The organism is Streptomyces sp. DSM 116793 (assembly GCF_057320905.1).
Genome location: NZ_CM170494.1, coordinates 2,993,764 through 3,012,642, shown reverse-complemented (window position 1 = coordinate 3,012,642; position 18,879 = coordinate 2,993,764). Strand labels below are relative to the sequence as shown.

The window sequence follows — 18,879 nt, the reverse complement described above, 5'->3', positions numbered from 1 at the left end:
GGCCGGTTGCGGAGGGATGATGCCGGGCCGGTTCCGGGGCGGCCGGGCCGCGCTTGACCTTGTCGCGGCGACAAGGTTTCTACTGGGCGCATGCGGATCGGAGAGCTCGCCGCCCTCGTCGGCGTCACCACCCGTGCCGTGCGCCACTACCACCGCGTCGGCCTGCTGCCCGAGCCCGCGAGGCAGGCCAACGGCTACCGCGCGTACTCCCTGCGCGACGCCGTCGAACTGGCCCGGATCCGGCGGCTCACCGAGCTGGGACTCGGCCTCGACGACGTACGGGACGTGCTCGCGGACGACGCAGGCAGGGACCTGGCCGAGGTGCTGGCCGAGCTCGACGCCGACCTCGCCCGGCAGGAGGAGGCCATCCGGCGGCGCCGTGCCCGGCTGGCGCGGTTGCTGGAGCAGGCCGAGGCCGGCGGCCCGCCGCCCACCGGGGCGCCCGTCTCCCCGGAACTCACCGCCCTCTTCCAGGACATGGCCCGTGCCTCCGCGGCCCTCCCCGGCCCGGAGCCGGCCATGGCGGCCAAGGAACGCGAGCTGCTGGCGCTGCTGGAGACCGGCGGCGGCGACCGCGGCTGGCTCGACGGGCTGCTCCACGCGCTGCGCGCGGATCCCGGTGCGATGCGCCGCGCGTACGCCGTCTACGCCCGGCTCGACGAGCTGGCGGAGGCCGCCGAGAGCGACCCGAGGGTGGAGTCCACGGCGCGCGCCATCGTCGACGGCATCCCCCCGGGAGCCCTGGCGGTCCCGGAGGGCGAGGCGGCGGACGGCGGCTTCGCGGACGCGTTCTTCGCCGACTTCCCGCCGGCCCAGGCGGCAGCCATCCGCAGGGCGATCGAGCTGCTGAGGGAGCGCGACCGATGAGGACGGTCCGCAGGGCCGTCCGGTGGTCCTGCGCGGCTCTGCTGCCGGGCGAGATCGTGCTCGTCGTGTGCCTCGCCGGCGGCGTCCGGATCGCACCGGGCGTCCGGCTCGCCACGGAGGCGGCGGTGCTCGCGTGCGCGGTGGCGGCCGGCATCCTGCTCACGCTCGACCACCGCCGGCACCGTGCGGCCGGACTCGCCCGGCGGGCGGCCCTGCTCGCCGCGGTCGCGGACACCGTCCCCGCCGCCGTCGTCAAGCTCACCGCCCACGAGCTCCGCCTCGCCACCAGCTTCCTGCGCTGGATCGTCCGGCGCGGCCCGCACGGCGCCCGGCGGGGCGATGTCGCGGTGCGCTACGCATCCGGGCAGACAGCCGTGATGTACGCCTTCCTCTTCGTGTGCGTCATGGAGACCGCGGCGCTGCACCTTCTGATCCCCTGGCCATTGGTGCGCGCGGTCGTGACCGTCCTCGACCTCTGGGGCGTCTACTTCGTCGTCGCCCTGCACGCCTCCTGCGTGGTACGGCCGCATGTCGTCGGAGCCGACGGCTCGCTGCGGCTGCGCTACGGGGCGCTGCTCGACATCCGCGTCCCCGCCGCGCGCATCGCGTCCGCGCGCGTCGAACGGGCCTTCACCGGCGGACGGCTCGGCGCGGTGGGCGCGGGCGGTACGGCGGACCTCGCCGTGGCGAGCCAGACGACGGTCACCGTCGAGCTCACCGAACCGGTGTCCTTCGTACGGGCGCTGGGGAAGCCGGCCGAGGCGCGTGCGTTCCGGTTCTACGCCGAGGACGCGGCCGCGGCGGTGGCCGCGCTGACCGCGGGCCCGGCCCGGACACCGGGTGGGGCACAGCGGTAACACCCTTGACACACCGCAGCGATGACGCGTTCTGATGGAAATCATATGATCCGTCGTTGTCGGCTCATCTCCGCGCCCGCGCACCGTCCCACCGCGTACGCGCGACCGCCGCCCGTCGTCGCCTCGCCGACGGCGGCCTGGGCCGCTGCCCGACCGGCACCATGCACCACCCCCGTACCCACCACCTAGGGAGGAGCATGTGATAAGACGTCGCGCGGCCGCCTGGGCCGCCTCAGCGCTCGTCACCGCCTGCACGTTGACCGGCACGCTCATCGGCCCCGCCGGCACGGCGCAGGCCGGGACGGCGGCGGTCGCCACCGCCACCACGCCCGTCACCCACGAGGAGAACGACCGCGTCCCGGAGGGCTCCGTCTGGACGCAGCACTACTTCCCGTCCTCGGACCACTCCGGCACCGAACTGCACGCCGACGTCCTGCTGCCCGAGCACCTGGCCGAGAACCAGCGGGTACCCGTCATCCTGTCGGTCGGCCCGTACTTCGGGCACTCCGGGCAGAGCTCCTCCGAGGGCTGGACGCACACCGGTCCCTCGGCCCGCTTCCTGGACTTCATCGAGGGCACCGACCTTTTCGCCCACGGCTACGCGTTCGTCATGGTGGACCTGCGCGGCTTCGGCGGCTCCACCGGCTGCCTCGACTGGGCGGGCCCCGGCGAGCAGGCCGACGTCAGGGCCGCGATCGACTGGGCCGCGAGCCGGCCGTGGTCCACCGGCGCCGTGGGCATGTACGGCAAGTCGTACGACGCCGTCACGGGCCTCATCGGCAACGACCTGGACCAGCGCGCGCTCAAGGCCGTCGTCGCCCAGGAGCCCGTGTGGGACATGTACCAGTACATCTACTCGAACGGTGTGCCCCGCCCGAACGTCACCGGCACCGCCGGCGCCTACAACGGCATCGCCACGCTGGACCAGTTGCCCGACGACGACGCGCACTACCTGGCCAACGCCCAGTACGAGCAGGCCCATCCCGAGTGCGTCACCGAGAACTCGGCCGGCTACCGGATAGCCGACCAGGGGGACGAGCACTGGACCTCCCGCGACCTGGCGAGGATGGCCGAGGGCACGGACACCCCGCTGTTCGTCACCCAGGGCTTCATAGAGAACAACACCAAGCCCGAGGAGATGCAGGAGTACCTCGACAACCACAAGGGCCCCGAGCGCGGCTGGCTCGGCCAGTGGGAGCACGTCCGCGGCGGCGATCGCGCCGGCGACGGGCGCCTGTCCATGGGGCGCGAGGGCTGGTACGACGAGACGCTCTCGTTCTACGACCGGTACCTCAAGGGCGCCGAGCCGACGGTCCGCTACCCGGCCTACGCCATCGAGGACTCCACGGGCGCCTGGCGCGCCCAGGACACGTGGCCCGTCGTGGAACGGGCCGTCACCCTCCCGCTCGGCGGCGGCTCGTACGTGGACGACGGCGGTGCCTCCGCGGCGGCGGCCCTGGGCGCGCCCGGCGGTGCGGCGCCGCAGGCACACGGCGGGCCGTCCGGAGAACCGTCCGGGGAGCCGTCGGGCAGAGCGCCGGGAAAGGACTCCGGCGAGTGGGACATGGAGCACGCGCCCACGACCGACCGGGTCGCACCCGAGGGCCTGGCCCGGCAAGAGGTGAGGCGCCAGAAGGCCGGTGAGGTCACGTCCAGCTTCTTCGTGTGGTCCAGGCCGGTCGGCCGGGCGGTGCGTGTCACCGGCACCCCGCAGGTCTCCCTGACCGCCAAGGGAGAGGGCAACGTCATGCTCAAGCTGTACGACGTCGCCCCGGACGGCACCGCCGCCATGTTCGACGAGCAGGTCTCCCTGGTGGACCCGGGCCGGCTGACCGTCGACCTCAAGGCGACCGACTGGACCCTGGCGGCGGGGCACGTCCTGGCCGTGGAGATCGGCTCCATCCAGACCGGCTCGTGGCGTGACACGCCCTCCGGGGAGACGATCAAGGTCAGTGGCGCGCGGCTCGGGCTGGCCCTGGACGACCCGGCCGACGACGCCGCCACCGCCGGCGACCGCTCACCGTACCTGGACACCTACCTGCGCCAGTACACGGTGGACCTGCCGCCCGGTCCCGCCACGTTCACGGTGATCCCCGGCGGCCGCCTCTGACCCCGGGGCCGGCGTCGACCACAGGAGTTTCCGGATACGGCCCGGAGGAGGGATTCCGGGTACCGGCTCGGAGCAACGCTTCCGGGCACCGCTCGGGACAACGCTTCCGGGTACGGCACGGAACGCCGGTCGACGCCGGCCCTTCAGGGGGCCGTGCCCCCAGGCCGCCGCCGGGGGCGCTGTCCCGAGCGGCCGGTCAGCGGCGGTCAGCCGCCGGGTGCGGGCACGGCTTCGCCCCGGGGAACCGACCGGCGCGGGACCGTGCGCGTGGGCCGGCCGCCCGGTGCGGGGGCGGCTCCGGCCGCCGGGCGCCCGCGCGGGACTCCCGCCGTCACCTCGGGCGCACGGGGGAGCGTCCGTCGTGGAGGATGGTGACCATGACCGATGTCCCGGAACTCGTCACGCGCCTCGGCCTCCAACCGCATGTCGAGGGCGGCTGGTACAGGGAGACCTGGCGAACGGCCGCCGAGGCGGAACCCGGTGGCTACGGCGGCGCACGCGCCTTCGCCACCGGCATCTACTTCCTGCTGCACCCGGGCGAGGTGTCGCGCTGGCACCGGGTCCGCTCCGACGAGGTGTGGCTGTGGCACCGGGGCGGACCGCTGCGCATGCGGACGGGCGGGAGCGGCGCCGCGCCCGACGAGGCGGCCGCCGCGACCGTCCTGCTGGGCGACGGCGTCGAGCGCGGCGAGACACCGCAGTTCGTCGTCCCCGGCGGTGTCTGGCAGAGCGCGGAACCCGTCGGCGACCAGCCGGTGCTGGTGACGTGTGTGGTCGCGCCCGGCTTCGACGTACGGGACTTCGAGATGCCGTGACGGACCGGTCCCGCGGCGCGGGGCCGGCGGGGGCCGGGCACCGCTCCGGTAAAATGGACCGATAGGTCCAGTATCAGGAGGAGCGCAGGCCATGGCCAACGTCAGGACGGGCACCGGACCGCGGCTGACCCCCAAGGGCGCGGCGACCCGGCGCCGCATCATCGAGGGCGCGGCCGCCGAGATCCGGGAGCGGGGAGCCGCCACGACCACGCTCGACGACATCCGCGCCCGGACCTCGACCAGCAAGAGCCAGATCTTCCACTACTTCCCCGGCGGCAGGGACGAGTTGCTGCTCGCCGTCGCCGCCCTGGAGGCGGACCGGGTGCTTCAGGACCAGCAGCCCCAGCTGGGCGACCTCGGCCGGCTGGACACCTGGCAGGCGTGGCGCGACTGGCGCGACGCCGTCCTGCGGCGCTACGAACTCCAGGGCGTCAACTGCCCCCTGGGCGTGCTCATGACCGAGCTGGGCCGCACCACGCCCGCCGCCCAGGCGGTGACCGGGCACCTGCTCGCGCAGTGGCAGTCCGCGCTGCGGGACGGCATCCGGCGCATGCAGGACGCCGGGCGGATCGACGCGGGCCTGGACACCGACCGCACGGCCGCCACCCTCGTCGCCGCCGTGCAGGGCGGGGTGACCATCCTCATGTCCACGGGCAGCATCGCGCACCTGGAGGCGGCCCTGGACACCACGTTGGCGCTGCTTCGCTCCCACACGTCCGCCGCCGGGGAGTGACGGAAGCCGAAGAGGGCACGCCGTGGGATGGGGGAATGACTCGAACGGTCTCAGGCGTGTCGACTTCACCGGGTCAGAGGAGAGGGGCCAGATCATGGCGTGGCCGGCGACCGCCCGCTACGAGATCGACTCCGCTCGGCTCGGCCTGGGCCTGGTACAGGACCTGCTGAACACCGTCTCCGTCAACAAGCCCGGGAAGACCGACCTGCTGGACGACACCGGCGCCCGTCCCGGCGACCCGGACGCCGACGGCGTCCCCCTGCCCTCCGTGCACGTCGCCGCGGTGGCACTGCGCCTGCACACCCACGGCCACGTCGCACTCGATGATTCCCTGGACGGTGTCGACCGGACGCCGCCTCACTCCGGGGCGCCGCCGGTGCCGCGGTAGGCGGCGAGCAGATCGCGGGAGAGGTCGGCGACCACCTCGGACACCCGGGTGCGCAGGTAGTGGTGGCCGCCGGGGTGGTGGTGGACCCGGGCGCCGGAGGCCGTGCGGGCGCCCCACTCGTGCAGTGCGCCGGCGGCGACGATCGGGTCGTCGCGTCCGCCGAGGACGCTCAGCGGCGCGCGCAGCGGTGGATGTGCCTGCCGCGTGTGTTGCAGCAGCGCGACCGCGTCCGCCAGGAACGGCGTGTAGACGGCCCGTGTGACCGCGTCGTCGGCCGGCTGCTCCCAGCCCATGACCTCGGTGATCGCGGCGATTCCGGAGCCCGGGTTCCGTGCGATGTAGTCGCCGAGGCCCTCGCGCTGCGGTGCCGCAAGGCCGGACACCGCGAGCAGGCCCGGTTCGGCGTGCCACACGGACCTCAGCCGGTGGGTGGCCTCATAGGCGAGGAGCGCGCCGAAGCTGTACCCGAAGACGGCGTGGAAGCCGTCGGCGGGCGGCCGGCTCCGCAGGTCCCCGGCCACCGCTTCCGCGTTGCCCGCGGCGGCCCAGGCGATGTCGGTGATCGACGGTTCCCCGGAGCGGGCGCCGCGGCCCGGCAGGTCGACGGCGGCCAGGTCGACCAGGCTGGAGAGGCCGGTGACCCACGGCAGGAAGAAGCTCGACCCGACGCCCGAGGGCGGCACCCAGTAGAGCCGGATCCGGGCGCCGGGCCGGTCGGTGAGGCGGGCGAGCCGCACGGTGGGGAACGGCGGATCCGCCGTCATGGGCCCCGCCTGACGCGTCCCAGGACGCGCGGGGCGAGCTGCCGGACACCGCCCGCGGTGGCCAGTTCCATCGCGGGGACGACGCAGCCGAGCCTGCGGTGCAGCACCGAACTGAGTTCGGCCGCCATCAGCGACTCCAGGCCGAGTTGGTCGAACCGGGCGTCGGGGTCGATCCGCTGCGGCGGCATCTGGAGCACCGACGCCAGCGCGGCGACCAGTGCGTCGGTGACCAGGCGCAGTGCCTCGGTCCCGTCCGCCGAGCGCACCAGCTCCCGTAGGTTCCCGGCGGTGTGGTCCGCGTCGGCGTCCGGCGGGGGCAGCACGTCCGCGAAGCGCGGCGCGGCAACGGTGGCCAGCAGCTTCGCCGTCTGCGGCCAGTCCGTGTCCCCCACCATGATGACGTCCGCGTCGGGGTCGGCGATCAGCTCGCCGAGGATCCGGGTGCCGGTGCCCGAGTCCAGCTCCCCGAACCCGGCACGTCCCATGGTCTCGACCATGCCGGCCCGGTCGGCATAGCCGGTGTCGGAGATGGCGCACCACTCGACGGCCAGTCCGGGCAGCCCGGCGGCCCGCCGCCGCCGGATGACCGCCTCGCCCGCCAGATTGCCCGCGGCGTAGGTGCTCTGCCGCAGATTGCCCGCGAGCGCGGCGATGGAGCTGTAGAAGACGAAGAAGTCCAGCGGCAGGTCCCGGGTCAGCTGGTCCAGGTTCATCGTCCCGCCGAGTTCGGGGCCCACCACCGCCCGGGTCCGGTCGTCGTCCAGCTCCACCGCGGTGGCGCCGTCGAGGACGTCGTCCAGCGCCATCGCGGAGTTGACGACACCCCGCAGCGGGTGGCCGGTGGCCGCGATGGCGTCCAGCAGCTCCCGCACGGCCGCGCGATCGGTCACGTCGGCGGCGTAGGCGGTCGCCCTCGCCCCCTCCCCGGCGACGAGGCCGAGGACGGCGTCGGCTTCCGGGTGGGCGGCGCCGCTGCGGAGGCGAGGGCGAGGTGCCGCGCCCCGCGCCGGGCCAGCCACACGGCGGTGGCCGGTCCGGGCCAGCACGGCGACCCGTTCACGGTGGTGCCCGCGGCGCACACAGCCGGTGAACGCCATGTCGTAGAACGCGTCGGTGGCCCGGAGCGCCGCGGCCGTGCGGGTGACGGCTGCGGCGAGCCCCTCGGCGGTGGCCGCCGAGACCACCACCGGCAACGGCGCGGTCTCCGGCGGCGGCGCGGGAACGGAGGGCGCCGGCGGCGGCCCCAGCACGGCGTGGGCGTTGGCCCCGCCGAAACGGAACGAGTTGACGGCGATCACGCCCGCGGGCAGCGGCCGCGGCGCCGTCACCGGTTCCAGGCCCAGCGCGGGGAAGTCGATGGCCGGGTTGAGCGGCCGGGCGCCCAGTGACTCCGGGACCACCCCGTGGCGCAGCATCAGGACGCACTTGAGCAGGCCCGCGATGCCCGAGCCCGACTCCAGGTGGCCGAGGTTCGACTTCACGGAACCGATCGGCAGCGCCCTGCCCCGGCGCGCGCCGAGCGCCCGGCCCAGCGCCAGACACTCGACGGGGTCGCCGGCCTGGGTGCCGGTGCCGTGCGCCTCCACATAGGACACGTCCTCGGGCCGCACTCCCGCCCGGTCGTGCACCCGGCGTATCAGTTCCTCCTGGGCCGTGGCGCTGGGCAGCGAGAGGCCTGGGGTGCGCCCGTCCGCGCCCACGCCCGTGCCGAGGACCACGGCGTGCACGGTGTCCCCGTCCGCGCGCGCGTCGGCGAGGCGTTTGAGCACCACCGCCGCACCGCCCTCGGCGCGGACGTATCCGTCGGCAGCCGAGGAGAAGGGACGGCAGCGACCGCTCGGCGACAGCATGGACGCCTTGGAGAACCCGATGAAGTCGCCCGGGTTCAGCAGCAGGTTGATCCCGCAGGCGAGGGCGAGCACGCCGTCCCCGGCACCCAGCTGCGTACAGGCCTGGTGCAGGGCGACCAGGGACGAGGAGCAGGCGGTGTCCACCGCCATGGACGGCCCCCGCAGGTCGAACAGGTGCGAGATCCGGTTGGCGGTGTTGCCCAGTGCCGAGCCGGCCATCGTGTAGGCCGTGACCGTCTCCGGGCGGGCGTGCTGGAGCTGCCCGTAGTTGCCGTTGCTCACCCCCACGTAGACGCCGGTCCCCGAGCCGGCCAGGGCCGCGGGATCGATGCCGGCGTCGTCGAGGGCTTCCCTGGCCATCTCCAGCAGCAGCCTCTGCTGGGGGTCCATCCGGCTCGCCTCGCGGGGAGACAGGCCGAAGAACGCGGCGTCGAACCCGCTGATGTCGTCCAGGAACCCGCCCGCCGCCGTGTACGCCTTACCGGGGCGCCGCGGATCGGCGTCCACGAACCTCCGCGCGTCGAACCGGTCCGCCGGTACCGTGCCCACCAGATCGCGGCCGGCGGCGAGCGCGGACCACAGCTCCTCGGGCGCCGTGATGCCACCCGGCAGCCGGCAACCGAGCCCCACGACGGCGATGGGGCAGGCGTGCTCCGCGCTGCCGGACCGGGCACTCCGCTCGACCACACCCCACCCCTCCCCGCTGCCACCGGTGGAGCACCGCCCCGACGAGGGCGCAGGGGCGCTCCGATGGCGCACACGGAGTGCGCGCAGACGACAGCGCCCCGACCGGGCGCGCACGGTCCGCGGCCGCACCGCCCCACGCCCAGGCGGGCGCCGCCACGCCCAGGCGGCCGCACCGCCACGCCCCGGCGGCCGCGGCGTCACGCCGCACGGCCGCACCGCCCCATGCCCGCAGCCGCGGTGTCACGGCCGCATGGCGCACCGCCCGCCACGCCCCCCACAGCCGCACCGCCACGCCCCCCACAGCCGCACCGTCACGCCATACGTCGCACCGCCCGCCACGCCCCACGGCCGCACCCCCCACGCCCCCCCACAGCCGCACCGTCACGCCGCACGCCGCACGCCGAACCCGCACGCCCCACGGCCGCACCGTCGCCCGCCCGTTCGCCGCGGATCACGTCCGATGTGCCGCACATCGGACGGCCGTATCCCAATCCGCACGGCTGTTAACTCCGATGTCGTGCGCCATCAACGATCGCCGCCTCGGGAGTTCCCCCTCCTCGCAGAGGGTCACAGCATGGTGATCACCTCCCGGCAGCGCACCGGACTGACGCGTGTCGCGGCGGCAGCGGCCGCCGCACTGAGCCTCGTCCTCGTCCCGACCCACCACGCCGACGCCACCGGCCCGGCCCTTCCACTCGGTGACGCCGACCTCACCGAGACGCGGAGCGTGCAGACCCTGGCCGACGGCGTCACCCTGACCCGTATCGTCCGCGGGACCGAGCCCGCCCCGGCCGACCAGATCAACACCACACGGCGTGGCCCCTGGGTGGTCAACGTCCTGACGATCGACCCCCGCAAGACGCACGGGCACCTGGAGGCCACCTACGGGCCGGACCTTGCGTCCACCGAGCCGGTCACCGACCTGGTCCGCGCCTCGGGCGCCCTCGCCGGTGTCAACGCCTCCTTCTTCACCTACACCGCGAGCGCGCAGTACCCCGGCGACCCGGTGGGCCTCGGCTTGTACGGCGGCAAGCTGCTCAGCGAACCCACCACCGACCCGACCGAGGCCGACTTCGTCGTGGACGCCGGCAGCAACCGGGCGCTCATGGGCCGGCTGACGTGGTCCGGCAGCGTGCGGAACCGCCAGACCGGCGACACCCTGCCGCTGGAGTACATCGACCACCCGCCGGTGGTGCCGGCCGCCTGCGCGGACCTCACCGACCAGACGCAGTGCACCGAGCCCGGCGACGTGGTCCGGTTCACCCCCGAGTTCGCCGACTCCACCCCGGCGGGGAACGGAGTGGAGGTCGTCCTCGACCGGAACGGCTGTGTGGTGCGGACGTCGGCGACCCGTGGCACCCGGCTGACGTCCGGCCAGACGTCGTTGCAGGCCACCGGCCGGGACGCGGCGACCCTGCTGCACGTGGCCGGCAAGGGGTGCGTCGGCACGACGTCCACGCTGACCAACGAGCAGGGGGACACGATCCCCGCGAGCCCGGGGCTGTTCGGCGTGACCGGCCGCTACCGTCTCCTCGCCGACGGGGCGGTCGTCGTACCGACCGGCACCGGCAGCATGTTCGACCGCAATCCCCGGACCATCGCCGGCACCACACGGCAGGGCGACCTCGTGCTCGCGACGATCGACGGCCGTATGGCCACGAGCGTCGGTACCACGATGGACGAGACCGCCGCCGTCGCGGGCGCGTTGGGCATGGACAACGCGGTCAACCTCGACGGTGGCGGCTCCACCACGCTGTCCGTCAGGGGTGATCTGATCAACCAGCCGAGCGGGCCCCTCCGGGCCGTCGGCGACGCCCTGGTCTTCAAGGACAGCCGTTACCGCGGCGCCGGCGGCTGACGCCCCCCACCACCTGACCGACGGGCCCGGAACCGAGGGCCCGGACCCGTCGGTCAGCCCCTCGGGAGGCGCCCCCCGCGGCGGCCCGGCCGGGCCGGCGAGCCGCGGGCTACCCTGCGGGCATGACCGAGCCGACGATCACCCAGCTCCACGCCATGCCCGAAGACTGGCGGCGCGCCCTCGCCGTGGTGGCGCATCCGGACGACCTCGAGTACGGCTGCGCGGCGGCGATCGCCCAGTGGACCGAGGCCGGCCGTGAGGTGGCGTACGTCCTGGCCACCCGCGGCGAGGCGGGCATCGACACGCTGGAGCCCGCGAAGGCGGGACCGCTGCGGGAGCGGGAGCAGCGGGCCAGCGCGGCCGTCGTCGGGGTGTCCGTGGTGGAGTTCCTCGACCACAGGGACGGTGTCATCGAGTACGGCACCGCGCTGCGCCGTGACATCGCCGCCGCGATCCGCCGGCACCGGCCCGAGCTGGTGATCACCCTCAACCACCGCGAGACCTGGGGCGGTGTCGCCTGGAACACTCCGGATCACGTGGCCGTCGGCCGGGCCACGCTGGACGCGGCGGGCGACGCCGGCAACCGGTGGATCTTCCCCGAGCTGGCCGAGCAGGGCCTGGCGCCCTGGGACGGCGTGCGCTGGGTCGCGGTCGCCGGTTCCGCCACGCCCACCCACGCGGTGGACGCGACGGACGGCCTGGACCGTGCGGTGGCGTCGCTGCTCGAACACCGCGCCTACATCGAGGCGCTGACCGGCCAGAAGCCCGCCGAGGAACGCACCAGCCCCGAGGAGTACGCCCGGAGCCTGCTGACCGGGTTCGCACAGTCCACGGCTCCTCGGTTCGGCGGGCGGCCCGCCGTGCCGTTCGAGCTCTTCGCCCGCTGAGACCGCGGCACGTGCGGCGGTGCGTTCGGTGGTCTGCCCGGCGGCATACCAGAACGCGCCGGACGAGAGGGCGGAGCGGACGCACCGCATCGGCGGCATGGCGGCGCACCACGGTGCGACGGTCGGGGGAGCCGTGTCGCGGTTCCCCCTCGCGCATCCGGTCGCCGCCACCGCCGTTCCCGGCGCGACCCGGCCGAGCCGTGTCGGGGGGATCGGGAAGCCGTCCGTCAGAGGGGGTGTATCCCGTGCGGGGGAACGAGCGGTCCGCCGAGGTGGTGTGGAGCGGACGGTTCACCCCGGAAGGCGCGAGCGAGGCCGAGGTGGTGGACCTCTTCACCGGTATCTTCCGCGACGGCCTCGACGCCCTGCACAAGACGGTCACCGGATAGCGCGCGAGGGCTCTGCCCCGGTCGGCCGGGAGCGGACGGCGCCGCGTGCCGCGCTCCCGGCCGTCGGACGCGCACCGGCTCCCGCGTGCCGACGGGAGCCCCGGCGGAGGACCGCCCTCACTCAGGTCGCGCGTCGTAGACGAGAAGGCCGTCCTCACGCAGGCGAGCGCCGGCCGTCGGCACATGGGGGCTGATCCGGCCATCGTGCATGAGGTGGTGGGCCGGTACCGCGCGGGCGAGCATGGTGAAGTCGGCGATGAGCCGGCGGTGGCAGCGCCACCAGACCGCTTCGCTGCACATGACCGCCGTACGGACGGCGGCCGCCTCGCGCAGCAGGCGGTCCACGGCGGTGACGAACTCGGGCGAGCGGGTGTGTGCGGCGTAGCCGCGGAAGGCGGCGTTGCGCCAGACGGTGTCGGGGCTGTCGGACGGGGGCTTGCGGAATCCGCCCAGGGCCGGCTCCCACCGGTAGGCGATGCCGCTGTCCGGCAGCCACTCGGCGAGCCGGTGCCTGTGCACGTCAGGGTTCCGGCGGCTGCCGGGGGCGGTGCGCACGTCCACGACCGCCGCGACGCCGGCGTGCCGCAACAGGTCAGCGATCCGCGCCCGGTCCGCGGTGCCGTGCCCGAAGGTGATCAGAGGCGTTTCCATGGCGTCGAGCCCCACCTCCCGGCGACTGCCGACGGTTCCGTGCGAACCTACCCGTCCCAGGGCACGGAAGGAGTCTTCGACTCGTCGAGTGGCATCAGGTGGCCGGTGCGGCTGCCCGAGTGGCGGCCGGTGCGGGTGCCGAGGGGCGGCCGGACCGCCCGGCGCGCCGGTGCCGTCACGTCCGCGGCGCGCTGTCCGGCGCGTCCTCCTCCGTCGTGGCGTCCGGGAACACGCGGGCGCTCAGCAGCGCCAGGACCTCGGCCGCCGCCACGATCTTCTCGGTGCTCACGTCCGCCAGGTACTCCGCGAGCATCGCGTCCATCGTCGTCGTCACCCGCCGCAGCGTGTCGAGGCCCAGTTGGGTCGGCTCGACCAGCTGCACCCGGCGGTCGCCGCCGCCGACCCGCGCCAGCAGCCCCTGCTCCGCCAACTGCCGTACCTGCCGCGTCACATGGGGATGGCGGACGTCGAGGCGTGCCGCGATCTCCCCGACCCGCAGCGGTGCCGACTCCTCCGCCAGGGTCCGCAGGACGGCGAGTCCCGGCCGGTCGATCGGCATGCCGGCCGCCGCCACGAACCGCTCGTGCAGCCGTCTTCGCGTCAGCCTGTAAGCCAGTGCGCTCAGTACGGACTGGAGCGCCTCGACGGCGTCCGCCCGGGCCGGTGTGGTCTTCACAGGGGCATCATGCCGGACCGCTCGATTCCGGCCAACCATGTGCCCCAGGCCCGAGACGCCATTGCACGGCCGGCCTCTGTGGAGGTACTACGTACTTAGAGTACGTAACGTATTCGCTCCCGGTTCCATAGGAGAACGCCATGCACCTCGAAATCGATCAGGAACGGTGCTGTGCCGCGGGCCAGTGCGTGCTCGCCGCGGACGACGTGTTCGACCAGCGCGACGAGGACGGCGTCGTGGTCCTGCTCGACGCGGACCCGGAGGGGCCCGCGGCGGCTCGCGCGGCGGAGGCGGCCGCGCTCTGCCCCGCGGGCGCCATCACCGTCGTCACCTCGTGACGAGGCCGAGCCGCCCCCCAACCCCCCAGCATCCCTCTCCGTCAGGAGCGCTTCGCATGACAGAGACCACGACCGCCCCCGCGACCACCGAGGCCCCGCTCGACTACCCGATGTCCCGCGCGTCCGGCTGCCCCTTCGACCCCCCGCCCCAGCTCGCGCGGCTGCGTGAGGAGGCACCGTTCTCCCGGGTGCGGATCTGGAACGGCACCACCGCCTGGCTCGTCACCCGGTACCAGGACCAGCGGGCCATCCTCGGCGACGAACGGTTCAGCGCGGATCCGCTGCGCCCCGGCTACCCCGTGCAGAGCGCCGGCAACGAGGCCCGCCGCACCCACGGCAAGCGGCTGCCCTTCATCTTCATGGACGACCCGGAGCACAACCGGGTGCGCCGCATGTTCACCTCGTACTTCTCCGTCAAACGGGCCCGCGCGCTGCGGCCCAGGATCGAGGAGATCATCGGCGACCTGCTGGACGGCATGGTGGCGGCGGGCCCGCCGGTGGACCTGGTCTCGTCGTTCGCGCTTCCACTGCCCTCGCTCGTGATAGCCGAGATCCTGGGCGTGCCGCGCGAGGACCAGCCGCTCTTCCAGCGTGAGTCGAGGGTGCTCATCACCATGAGCTCCGAGGTCGACCGGGTCCTCAAGGCCGTCGACACGCTGACCGAGTACCTGGAGGGGCTGCTCGACGCCAAGGAGCGCGACCCGCAGGACGACCTGCTCAGCCATGTGCTCGCCGACCATGTGCACACCGGCGCCACCAGCAGGGACCAGCTGGTGCAGGACGCGATCCTGCTGCTGATCGCCGGCCACGAGACGACGACCAACATGCTCGCCCTCGGCACCCTCGCCCTGCTGCGCAACCCGGAGCAACTGGCCGCCGTGCGCGACGCCGACGACCCGGCGCACACCGCACTCGCCGTCGAGGAACTGCTGCGCTACCTGTCCATCGTGCACACCGGCAGGCGGCGCGTCGCGCTGGTGGACGTGGAGGTGTCCGGACAGCTCATCCGCGCGGGCGAGGGCGTCATCCTCCCCAACGACTCGGCCAACCGCGACACGGCCGTCTTCGAGGACCCCGACCGCCTCGACGTGACGCGCCCCAACGCGCGGCACCACGTCGCCTTCGGCCAGGGCACCCACCAGTGCCTCGGCCAGAACCTGGCACGCACCGAACTCCAGCTCGCCTACCCGGCGCTGCTGCGCCGCTTCCCGACGCTGCGCCCGGCGATCGAGGAGGACGCCATCCGCTACAAGCACGACGCGGTGGTCTACGGCGTCCACGAGCTGCCCGTCGCCTGGTGACCGCCCGCGCCGCCGGCCGCCGTCCCGCTCCCGTACCGGGACGGCGGCGGGCGGCGCCCGACCGACATCAGGTCCGTGGCGGGCGCAGCAGCCCGTCACCTGTTGAGAGGCGAGAACACATGCGCGAGCACATGAGAGGTGCCGCCGGTCGGGACACGACCGCCCCGGTCCGTTCCGCGCCCACCGCCGGGAGGATGGCGTGAACCTTCGCAGGATCGTGGTCGTCGGCGCGTCCGCGGCGGGCAACACCGCGGCCCGGACGCTGCGCGACGAGGGCTTCGACGGTGAGATCACGGTGGTCGGCGCCGAGGACCTGCCGCCCTACGACCGGCCCCCGCTGTCCAAACAGCTCCTGGAGGGCAGATGGGAGCCGGACCGGGTGAGCCTGCCGCCCGCCCCGGAGGTGTCCTGGCGGCTCGGCGTCGCGGCCACGGCCCTTAACGCAGGGGCCCGCCGGGTGTCGCTGTCGGACGGGTCCGTCCTCGGCTACGACGGCCTGGTCATCGCCACCGGCGTGACACCGCGGCACCTGCCGTCCGGGCACGGCCTCGCGGGCGTGCACACCCTGCGGACGCTTCCGGACACCCTGGCGCTGCGCAAGGAACTCCAGGACGCCGCGGACGTCGTGATCGTCGGCGCCGGCTTCCTCGGCGCGGAGGCCGCGGCCACGGCGCGCGCCCTCGGCAGGACGGTGACCCTAGTCGACCCGCTGCCCGCGCCCATGGTGCGCCAGTTCGGCCCCCGGCTCGGCGGGCGGCTCGCGCGGCTGCACACCGAACACGGTGTCGCCGTGCGCACCGGCACCGGCGTCGCGGAGCTGACCGGCGACGGCGGCCACATCACGGCGGTGCGGCTGACGGACGGCACCCGGGTCCCCGCGGACGTCGTCCTGGTCGCCGTCGGCTCGGCGCCCGCGACCGGCTGGCTTTCGGGCAGCGGGCTCTCGCTGAGCGACGGTGTCGACTGCGACGAGTCGTGCCGCGCGGCGCCCGGCGTGGTGGCCGCGGGCGACGTCGCGAGCTGGGTGCACCCCGGCGTCGGCCGCCGGATCCGTCTGGAGCACCGGATGAACGCCACGGAACAGGCCATGGCGGCGGCACGCACACTCCTGGGCACGGGGACCCCGTTCGCACCCGTGCCCTACTTCTGGACCGACCAGTACGACGTGAAGATCCAGGCCTACGGCGCCTGGACCGACCGGGCCGTGTTCGAGGCCGTCCACGGCGACCTCGACGCCGACCGGTTCGCGGGCGTCTTCCGCGAGCACGGCACCGTCACCGGCGTACTCGGCTGGAACCTGCCCCGCGAGACCCGGACCCTGCGCACCACCTGGCTGCACCCGCACGGCGCCTGACCGCGCATGGCGTCCCACCGGCGGTCCAGGGGGCCGGGTGCGCACCGGCCGGTACCGGTGCACTCCGCCGAGTTGGACGAGCGTCGTCGCTACCGGGGCACACCGCCGAGTCGGACGAGCGTCGCCCCACCGGCGTCGACGGGTTCCCCGCAGTGTGCGCACACTGCCCTGGTGCGCAGCTCGGCGCCGCAGGAGTGTTCCCAGACCGTCGGTGCCGGGCCCTCGGTGACGTATCTGTCGCCCCACTGCATCAGCTCGTGGAGGACCGGCCGGAGGGCGCGGCCGGCCTCGGTGAGGACGTACTCGTAGCGCGGCGGGTGCTCCTCGTACTGCTCCTTGGCCAGCACGCCGTGGGCGACCAGTTTGCGCAGGCGGGTGGCGAGGATGTCCCGGCTCGCCCCCGTGTTGGCCGCGATCTGGTCGAACCGCCGGTGACCGAACATCACCTCACGCAGCGCGAGCATGCTCCACCGCTCGCCGATCACATCCAGCGCGTTGGCGATCGAACACGTCCGGGGAGCCATGACCACCTCCTGGTCTTGTTTTCCAACCTAGCATGTGACATGGTCGGTTGGAATTCACAACCCACCAGGAGGGCCCGTGTCCGAGCTGCCGCGCAGGATCGCCCGGCACCCGTCCGTGCAGAACGTCCTCGCCCGGGAGAAGCCGGCGGCGCCGGAGGTGATCGACGCGACGTGGCTGCGTGAGCTGTGCCTGCGGGCCGGTGCCGACGACGTCGCGGCCGTGCCGCTCGACCATCCGGAGCTGGCCGGCGAGCGGCCGTACGTGTCCGAGGCCCTGCCCGGGACCCGCAGCCTGATCTCCCTGGTGGTGCGCATGAACCGGGACAACGTGCGCTCTCCCGCCCGCAGCGTCGCCAACCAGGAGTTCCACCGCAGTGGCGAGATCATCAACGAGGTGGCCCGGGACATCACCCGTGCGCTACAGGACGCGGGCCACCGGGCCGTCAACCCCTCGGCGACGTTCCCCATGGAGATGGACCGCTACCCGGGCCGCATCTGGGTGGTCGCGCACAAGACGGTCGCGGTGGCCGCGGGGCTTGGCGTCATGGGCATCCACCGCAACGTCATCCACCCCCGTTTCGGCAACTTCGTGCTGCTCGCCACGCTCCTCGTCGACGCCGAGGTGAGCGCGTACGGCCGGGCGCTCGACTACAACCCCTGCCTGGAGTGCAAGCTGTGCGTCGCCGCGTGCCCGGTCGGCGCGATCGGCAAGGACGGGGCGTTCGATCCGGCCGCGTGTGCCACGCACAACTACCGCGAGTTCATGGGCGGATTCACCGACTGGGTCCAGACGGTGGCCGACAGCGAGGACGGCGCCGACTTCCGGTCCCGGGTCACCGACGCGGAGAACGCGTCGATGTGGCAGAGCCTGTCGTTCAAGGCGAACTACAAGGCCGCCTACTGTATGGCGGTCTGCCCGGCCGGCGAGGACGTGCTCGCGCCGTACCTCGACGACCGCAAGGGGTTCATGAACACCGTGCTGCGGCCCCTCCAGGACAAGGAGGAGACCGTCTACGTCGCCGCGGACTCACCCGCGCGGGAGTACGTGGAGCGCCGGTTTCCCCGGAAGACGGCGAAGGTGGTGAGCCGCTGGCGGTGAGCGGCGCGCGCCGGCGCACACGGCGCCCGCCCCCGCCCGTCACTGGCCCGCCCCCGGCTCGTCACCGGCCCGCCCCCGCCCGTCACCGGCCCGCCCCCGGCTCGTCACCGGCCCGCCCCCGCCCGTCACCGGCCCGCCCGCCGCCGGTTCCGGGCGCCGCCGCGGCGCTTCCGTCGGCCGGACGCCGGGGAGCGGGTGTGAGCCCCTTGCGCGGGGCGGGAGTTGCCGCCACCGTGGTCGGGGTGGGGCCGGTTGGGCGACCGGCTCGCTCCGTACGGTGACGGGAGTCGGCGTGACCGCGTTCTCTGTTCTGCCCCATGCACTGCACGGCGACGGCCCGCACAAGGTGATCGCGGTGCACGGCTGGTTCGCCGACCGCTCCGCCTACGACCCGGTGCTGCCGGATCTCGACCTCGCGTCGTTCCAGTACGCGGTGGTGGACCTCCGGGGGTACGGGGAGGCGAGGGACGTCAGCGGTGCGTACACCACGGCCGAGGGCGCCGCGGACGTGGTCGCGCTGGCCGGCCGGCCCCGGCTTCTGGGCCGTCACCCGGCACCACGACGCCGTCCGGGTCCTGCGGCCGCACCGCCACGCCGCCTGGTGTCCAACTTCATCAACGGCCTGAAGTCGCTGCCCGTGCGGGTGGCCGACTCCTGACCGGCCCGGCCGGCGGCGGGGCGCACCACAGATGCGCCGTGGGCATGACCATACCTTTTCATTACGTGCACTT

Annotated in this window: 18 protein-coding genes and 1 pseudogene; 14 read left to right on the top strand and 5 right to left on the bottom strand. The window is 74.1% G+C overall.

The annotated features are described in order from the left end of the window. The first annotated feature begins 90 nt into the window (after positions 1-90). The 6 genes from ACSMXW_RS11930 to ACSMXW_RS11905 all read left to right on the top strand — a co-directional run bounded on the left by ACSMXW_RS11930 (position 91) and on the right by ACSMXW_RS11905 (position 5,770). Entirely contained in the window at positions 91-867 is a 777-nt protein-coding gene (locus tag ACSMXW_RS11930) for a MerR family transcriptional regulator (RefSeq protein ID WP_485805959.1), read from the top strand. Then, on the top strand, positions 864-1,724 hold the full coding sequence (locus ACSMXW_RS11925; RefSeq protein WP_485805957.1) for a hypothetical protein: 861 nt from the start codon (positions 864-866) through the stop codon (positions 1,722-1,724). The genes ACSMXW_RS11930 and ACSMXW_RS11925 overlap by 4 nt, the downstream gene beginning before the upstream one ends. A gap of 199 nt (positions 1,725-1,923) precedes the next feature. Further along, positions 1,924-3,834 carry a CocE/NonD family hydrolase gene (locus ACSMXW_RS11920; RefSeq protein ID WP_485805955.1) on the top strand — a complete coding sequence of 637 codons (1,911 nt, stop codon included), beginning with the start codon at positions 1,924-1,926 and terminating at the stop codon, positions 3,832-3,834. A 377-nt stretch (positions 3,835-4,211) separates the two neighbouring features. Continuing rightward, positions 4,212-4,649: a cupin domain-containing protein gene (locus tag ACSMXW_RS11915; RefSeq protein ID WP_485805953.1), complete on the top strand. Its 438-nt coding sequence runs from the start codon at positions 4,212-4,214 to the stop codon at positions 4,647-4,649. Positions 4,650-4,740: 91 nt separating this feature from the next. Then, positions 4,741-5,382: a TetR/AcrR family transcriptional regulator gene (locus ACSMXW_RS11910; protein ID WP_485805951.1), complete on the top strand. Its 642-nt coding sequence runs from the start codon at positions 4,741-4,743 to the stop codon at positions 5,380-5,382. A gap of 94 nt (positions 5,383-5,476) precedes the next feature. Next, on the top strand, positions 5,477-5,770 hold the full coding sequence (locus ACSMXW_RS11905; protein ID WP_485805949.1) for a hypothetical protein: 294 nt from the start codon (positions 5,477-5,479) through the stop codon (positions 5,768-5,770). Here the strand turns inward: ACSMXW_RS11905 and ACSMXW_RS11900 are convergent. Both ACSMXW_RS11900 and ACSMXW_RS11895 read right to left on the bottom strand, forming a co-directional pair. Beyond that, positions 5,740-6,534 (bottom strand): thioesterase II family protein, encoded by a 795-nt coding sequence (locus tag ACSMXW_RS11900; RefSeq protein WP_485805947.1) that lies wholly within the window; start codon positions 6,532-6,534, stop codon positions 5,740-5,742. The genes ACSMXW_RS11905 and ACSMXW_RS11900 overlap by 31 nt on opposite strands. After that, the gene (locus ACSMXW_RS11895; RefSeq protein ID WP_485805946.1) at positions 6,531-9,071 is read right to left on the bottom strand and encodes a beta-ketoacyl synthase N-terminal-like domain-containing protein; all 2,541 of its coding nucleotides are present in this window, start codon (positions 9,069-9,071) and stop codon (positions 6,531-6,533) included. The genes ACSMXW_RS11900 and ACSMXW_RS11895 overlap by 4 nt, the downstream gene beginning before the upstream one ends. 574 nt (positions 9,072-9,645) lie before the next feature. Here ACSMXW_RS11895 and ACSMXW_RS11890 point away from each other — a divergent pair. From ACSMXW_RS11890 to ACSMXW_RS11880, 3 genes are all read left to right on the top strand, one after another. Then, a complete protein-coding gene (locus ACSMXW_RS11890) occupies positions 9,646-10,929 on the top strand; it encodes a phosphodiester glycosidase family protein (RefSeq protein WP_485805945.1) in 1,284 nt (427 codons plus the stop codon). A 122-nt stretch (positions 10,930-11,051) separates the two neighbouring features. Next, positions 11,052-11,816, top strand: coding sequence for a PIG-L deacetylase family protein (locus ACSMXW_RS11885; RefSeq protein WP_485805944.1), 765 nt, complete (start codon positions 11,052-11,054; stop codon positions 11,814-11,816). A 245-nt stretch (positions 11,817-12,061) separates the two neighbouring features. Then, positions 12,062-12,205, top strand: a complete 144-nt coding sequence (locus ACSMXW_RS11880) for a hypothetical protein (protein ID WP_485805942.1) — start codon at positions 12,062-12,064, stop codon at positions 12,203-12,205. 117 nt (positions 12,206-12,322) lie between these two features. Here ACSMXW_RS11880 and ACSMXW_RS11875 read toward each other — a convergent pair whose 3' ends face one another. Together ACSMXW_RS11875 and ACSMXW_RS11870 are read right to left on the bottom strand one after the other, a co-directional pair. Continuing rightward, complete coding sequence (locus tag ACSMXW_RS11875; protein WP_485805941.1) at positions 12,323-12,856, bottom strand: DUF488 domain-containing protein; 534 nt, start codon at positions 12,854-12,856, stop codon at positions 12,323-12,325. Between the two features lie 175 nt (positions 12,857-13,031). Continuing rightward, a complete protein-coding gene (locus ACSMXW_RS11870; protein WP_485805939.1) occupies positions 13,032-13,532 on the bottom strand; it encodes a MarR family winged helix-turn-helix transcriptional regulator in 501 nt (166 codons plus the stop codon). A 140-nt stretch (positions 13,533-13,672) separates the two neighbouring features. Between ACSMXW_RS11870 and ACSMXW_RS11865 the strand changes: the two genes are divergently transcribed. The 3 genes from ACSMXW_RS11865 (at position 13,673) to ACSMXW_RS11855 (ending at position 16,525) form a co-directional block, all read left to right on the top strand. Then, complete coding sequence (locus tag ACSMXW_RS11865) at positions 13,673-13,870, top strand: ferredoxin (protein ID WP_485803775.1); 198 nt, start codon at positions 13,673-13,675, stop codon at positions 13,868-13,870. 56 nt (positions 13,871-13,926) lie between these two features. Further along, positions 13,927-15,171: a cytochrome P450 gene (locus ACSMXW_RS11860; RefSeq protein WP_485805937.1), complete on the top strand. Its 1,245-nt coding sequence runs from the start codon at positions 13,927-13,929 to the stop codon at positions 15,169-15,171. Positions 15,172-15,370: 199 nt separating this feature from the next. Beyond that, complete coding sequence (locus ACSMXW_RS11855) at positions 15,371-16,525, top strand: NAD(P)/FAD-dependent oxidoreductase (protein WP_485805935.1); 1,155 nt, start codon at positions 15,371-15,373, stop codon at positions 16,523-16,525. Positions 16,526-16,614: 89 nt separating this feature from the next. Here the strand turns inward: ACSMXW_RS11855 and ACSMXW_RS11850 are convergent, their stop codons facing one another. Beyond that, complete coding sequence (locus ACSMXW_RS11850) at positions 16,615-17,049, bottom strand: winged helix-turn-helix transcriptional regulator (RefSeq protein WP_485805933.1); 435 nt, start codon at positions 17,047-17,049, stop codon at positions 16,615-16,617. 76 nt (positions 17,050-17,125) lie between these two features. On the opposite strand from ACSMXW_RS11850, the gene ACSMXW_RS11845 reads away from it, so the two are divergent. Together ACSMXW_RS11845 and ACSMXW_RS11840 are read left to right on the top strand one after the other, a co-directional pair. Next, positions 17,126-18,148, top strand: a complete 1,023-nt coding sequence (locus ACSMXW_RS11845) for an epoxyqueuosine reductase (protein ID WP_485805931.1) — start codon at positions 17,126-17,128, stop codon at positions 18,146-18,148. 277 nt (positions 18,149-18,425) lie between these two features. Then, positions 18,426-18,677: pseudogene (locus ACSMXW_RS11840) on the top strand (alpha/beta fold hydrolase); the annotation flags it as partial. Positions 18,678-18,879: the final 202 nt, after the last annotated feature.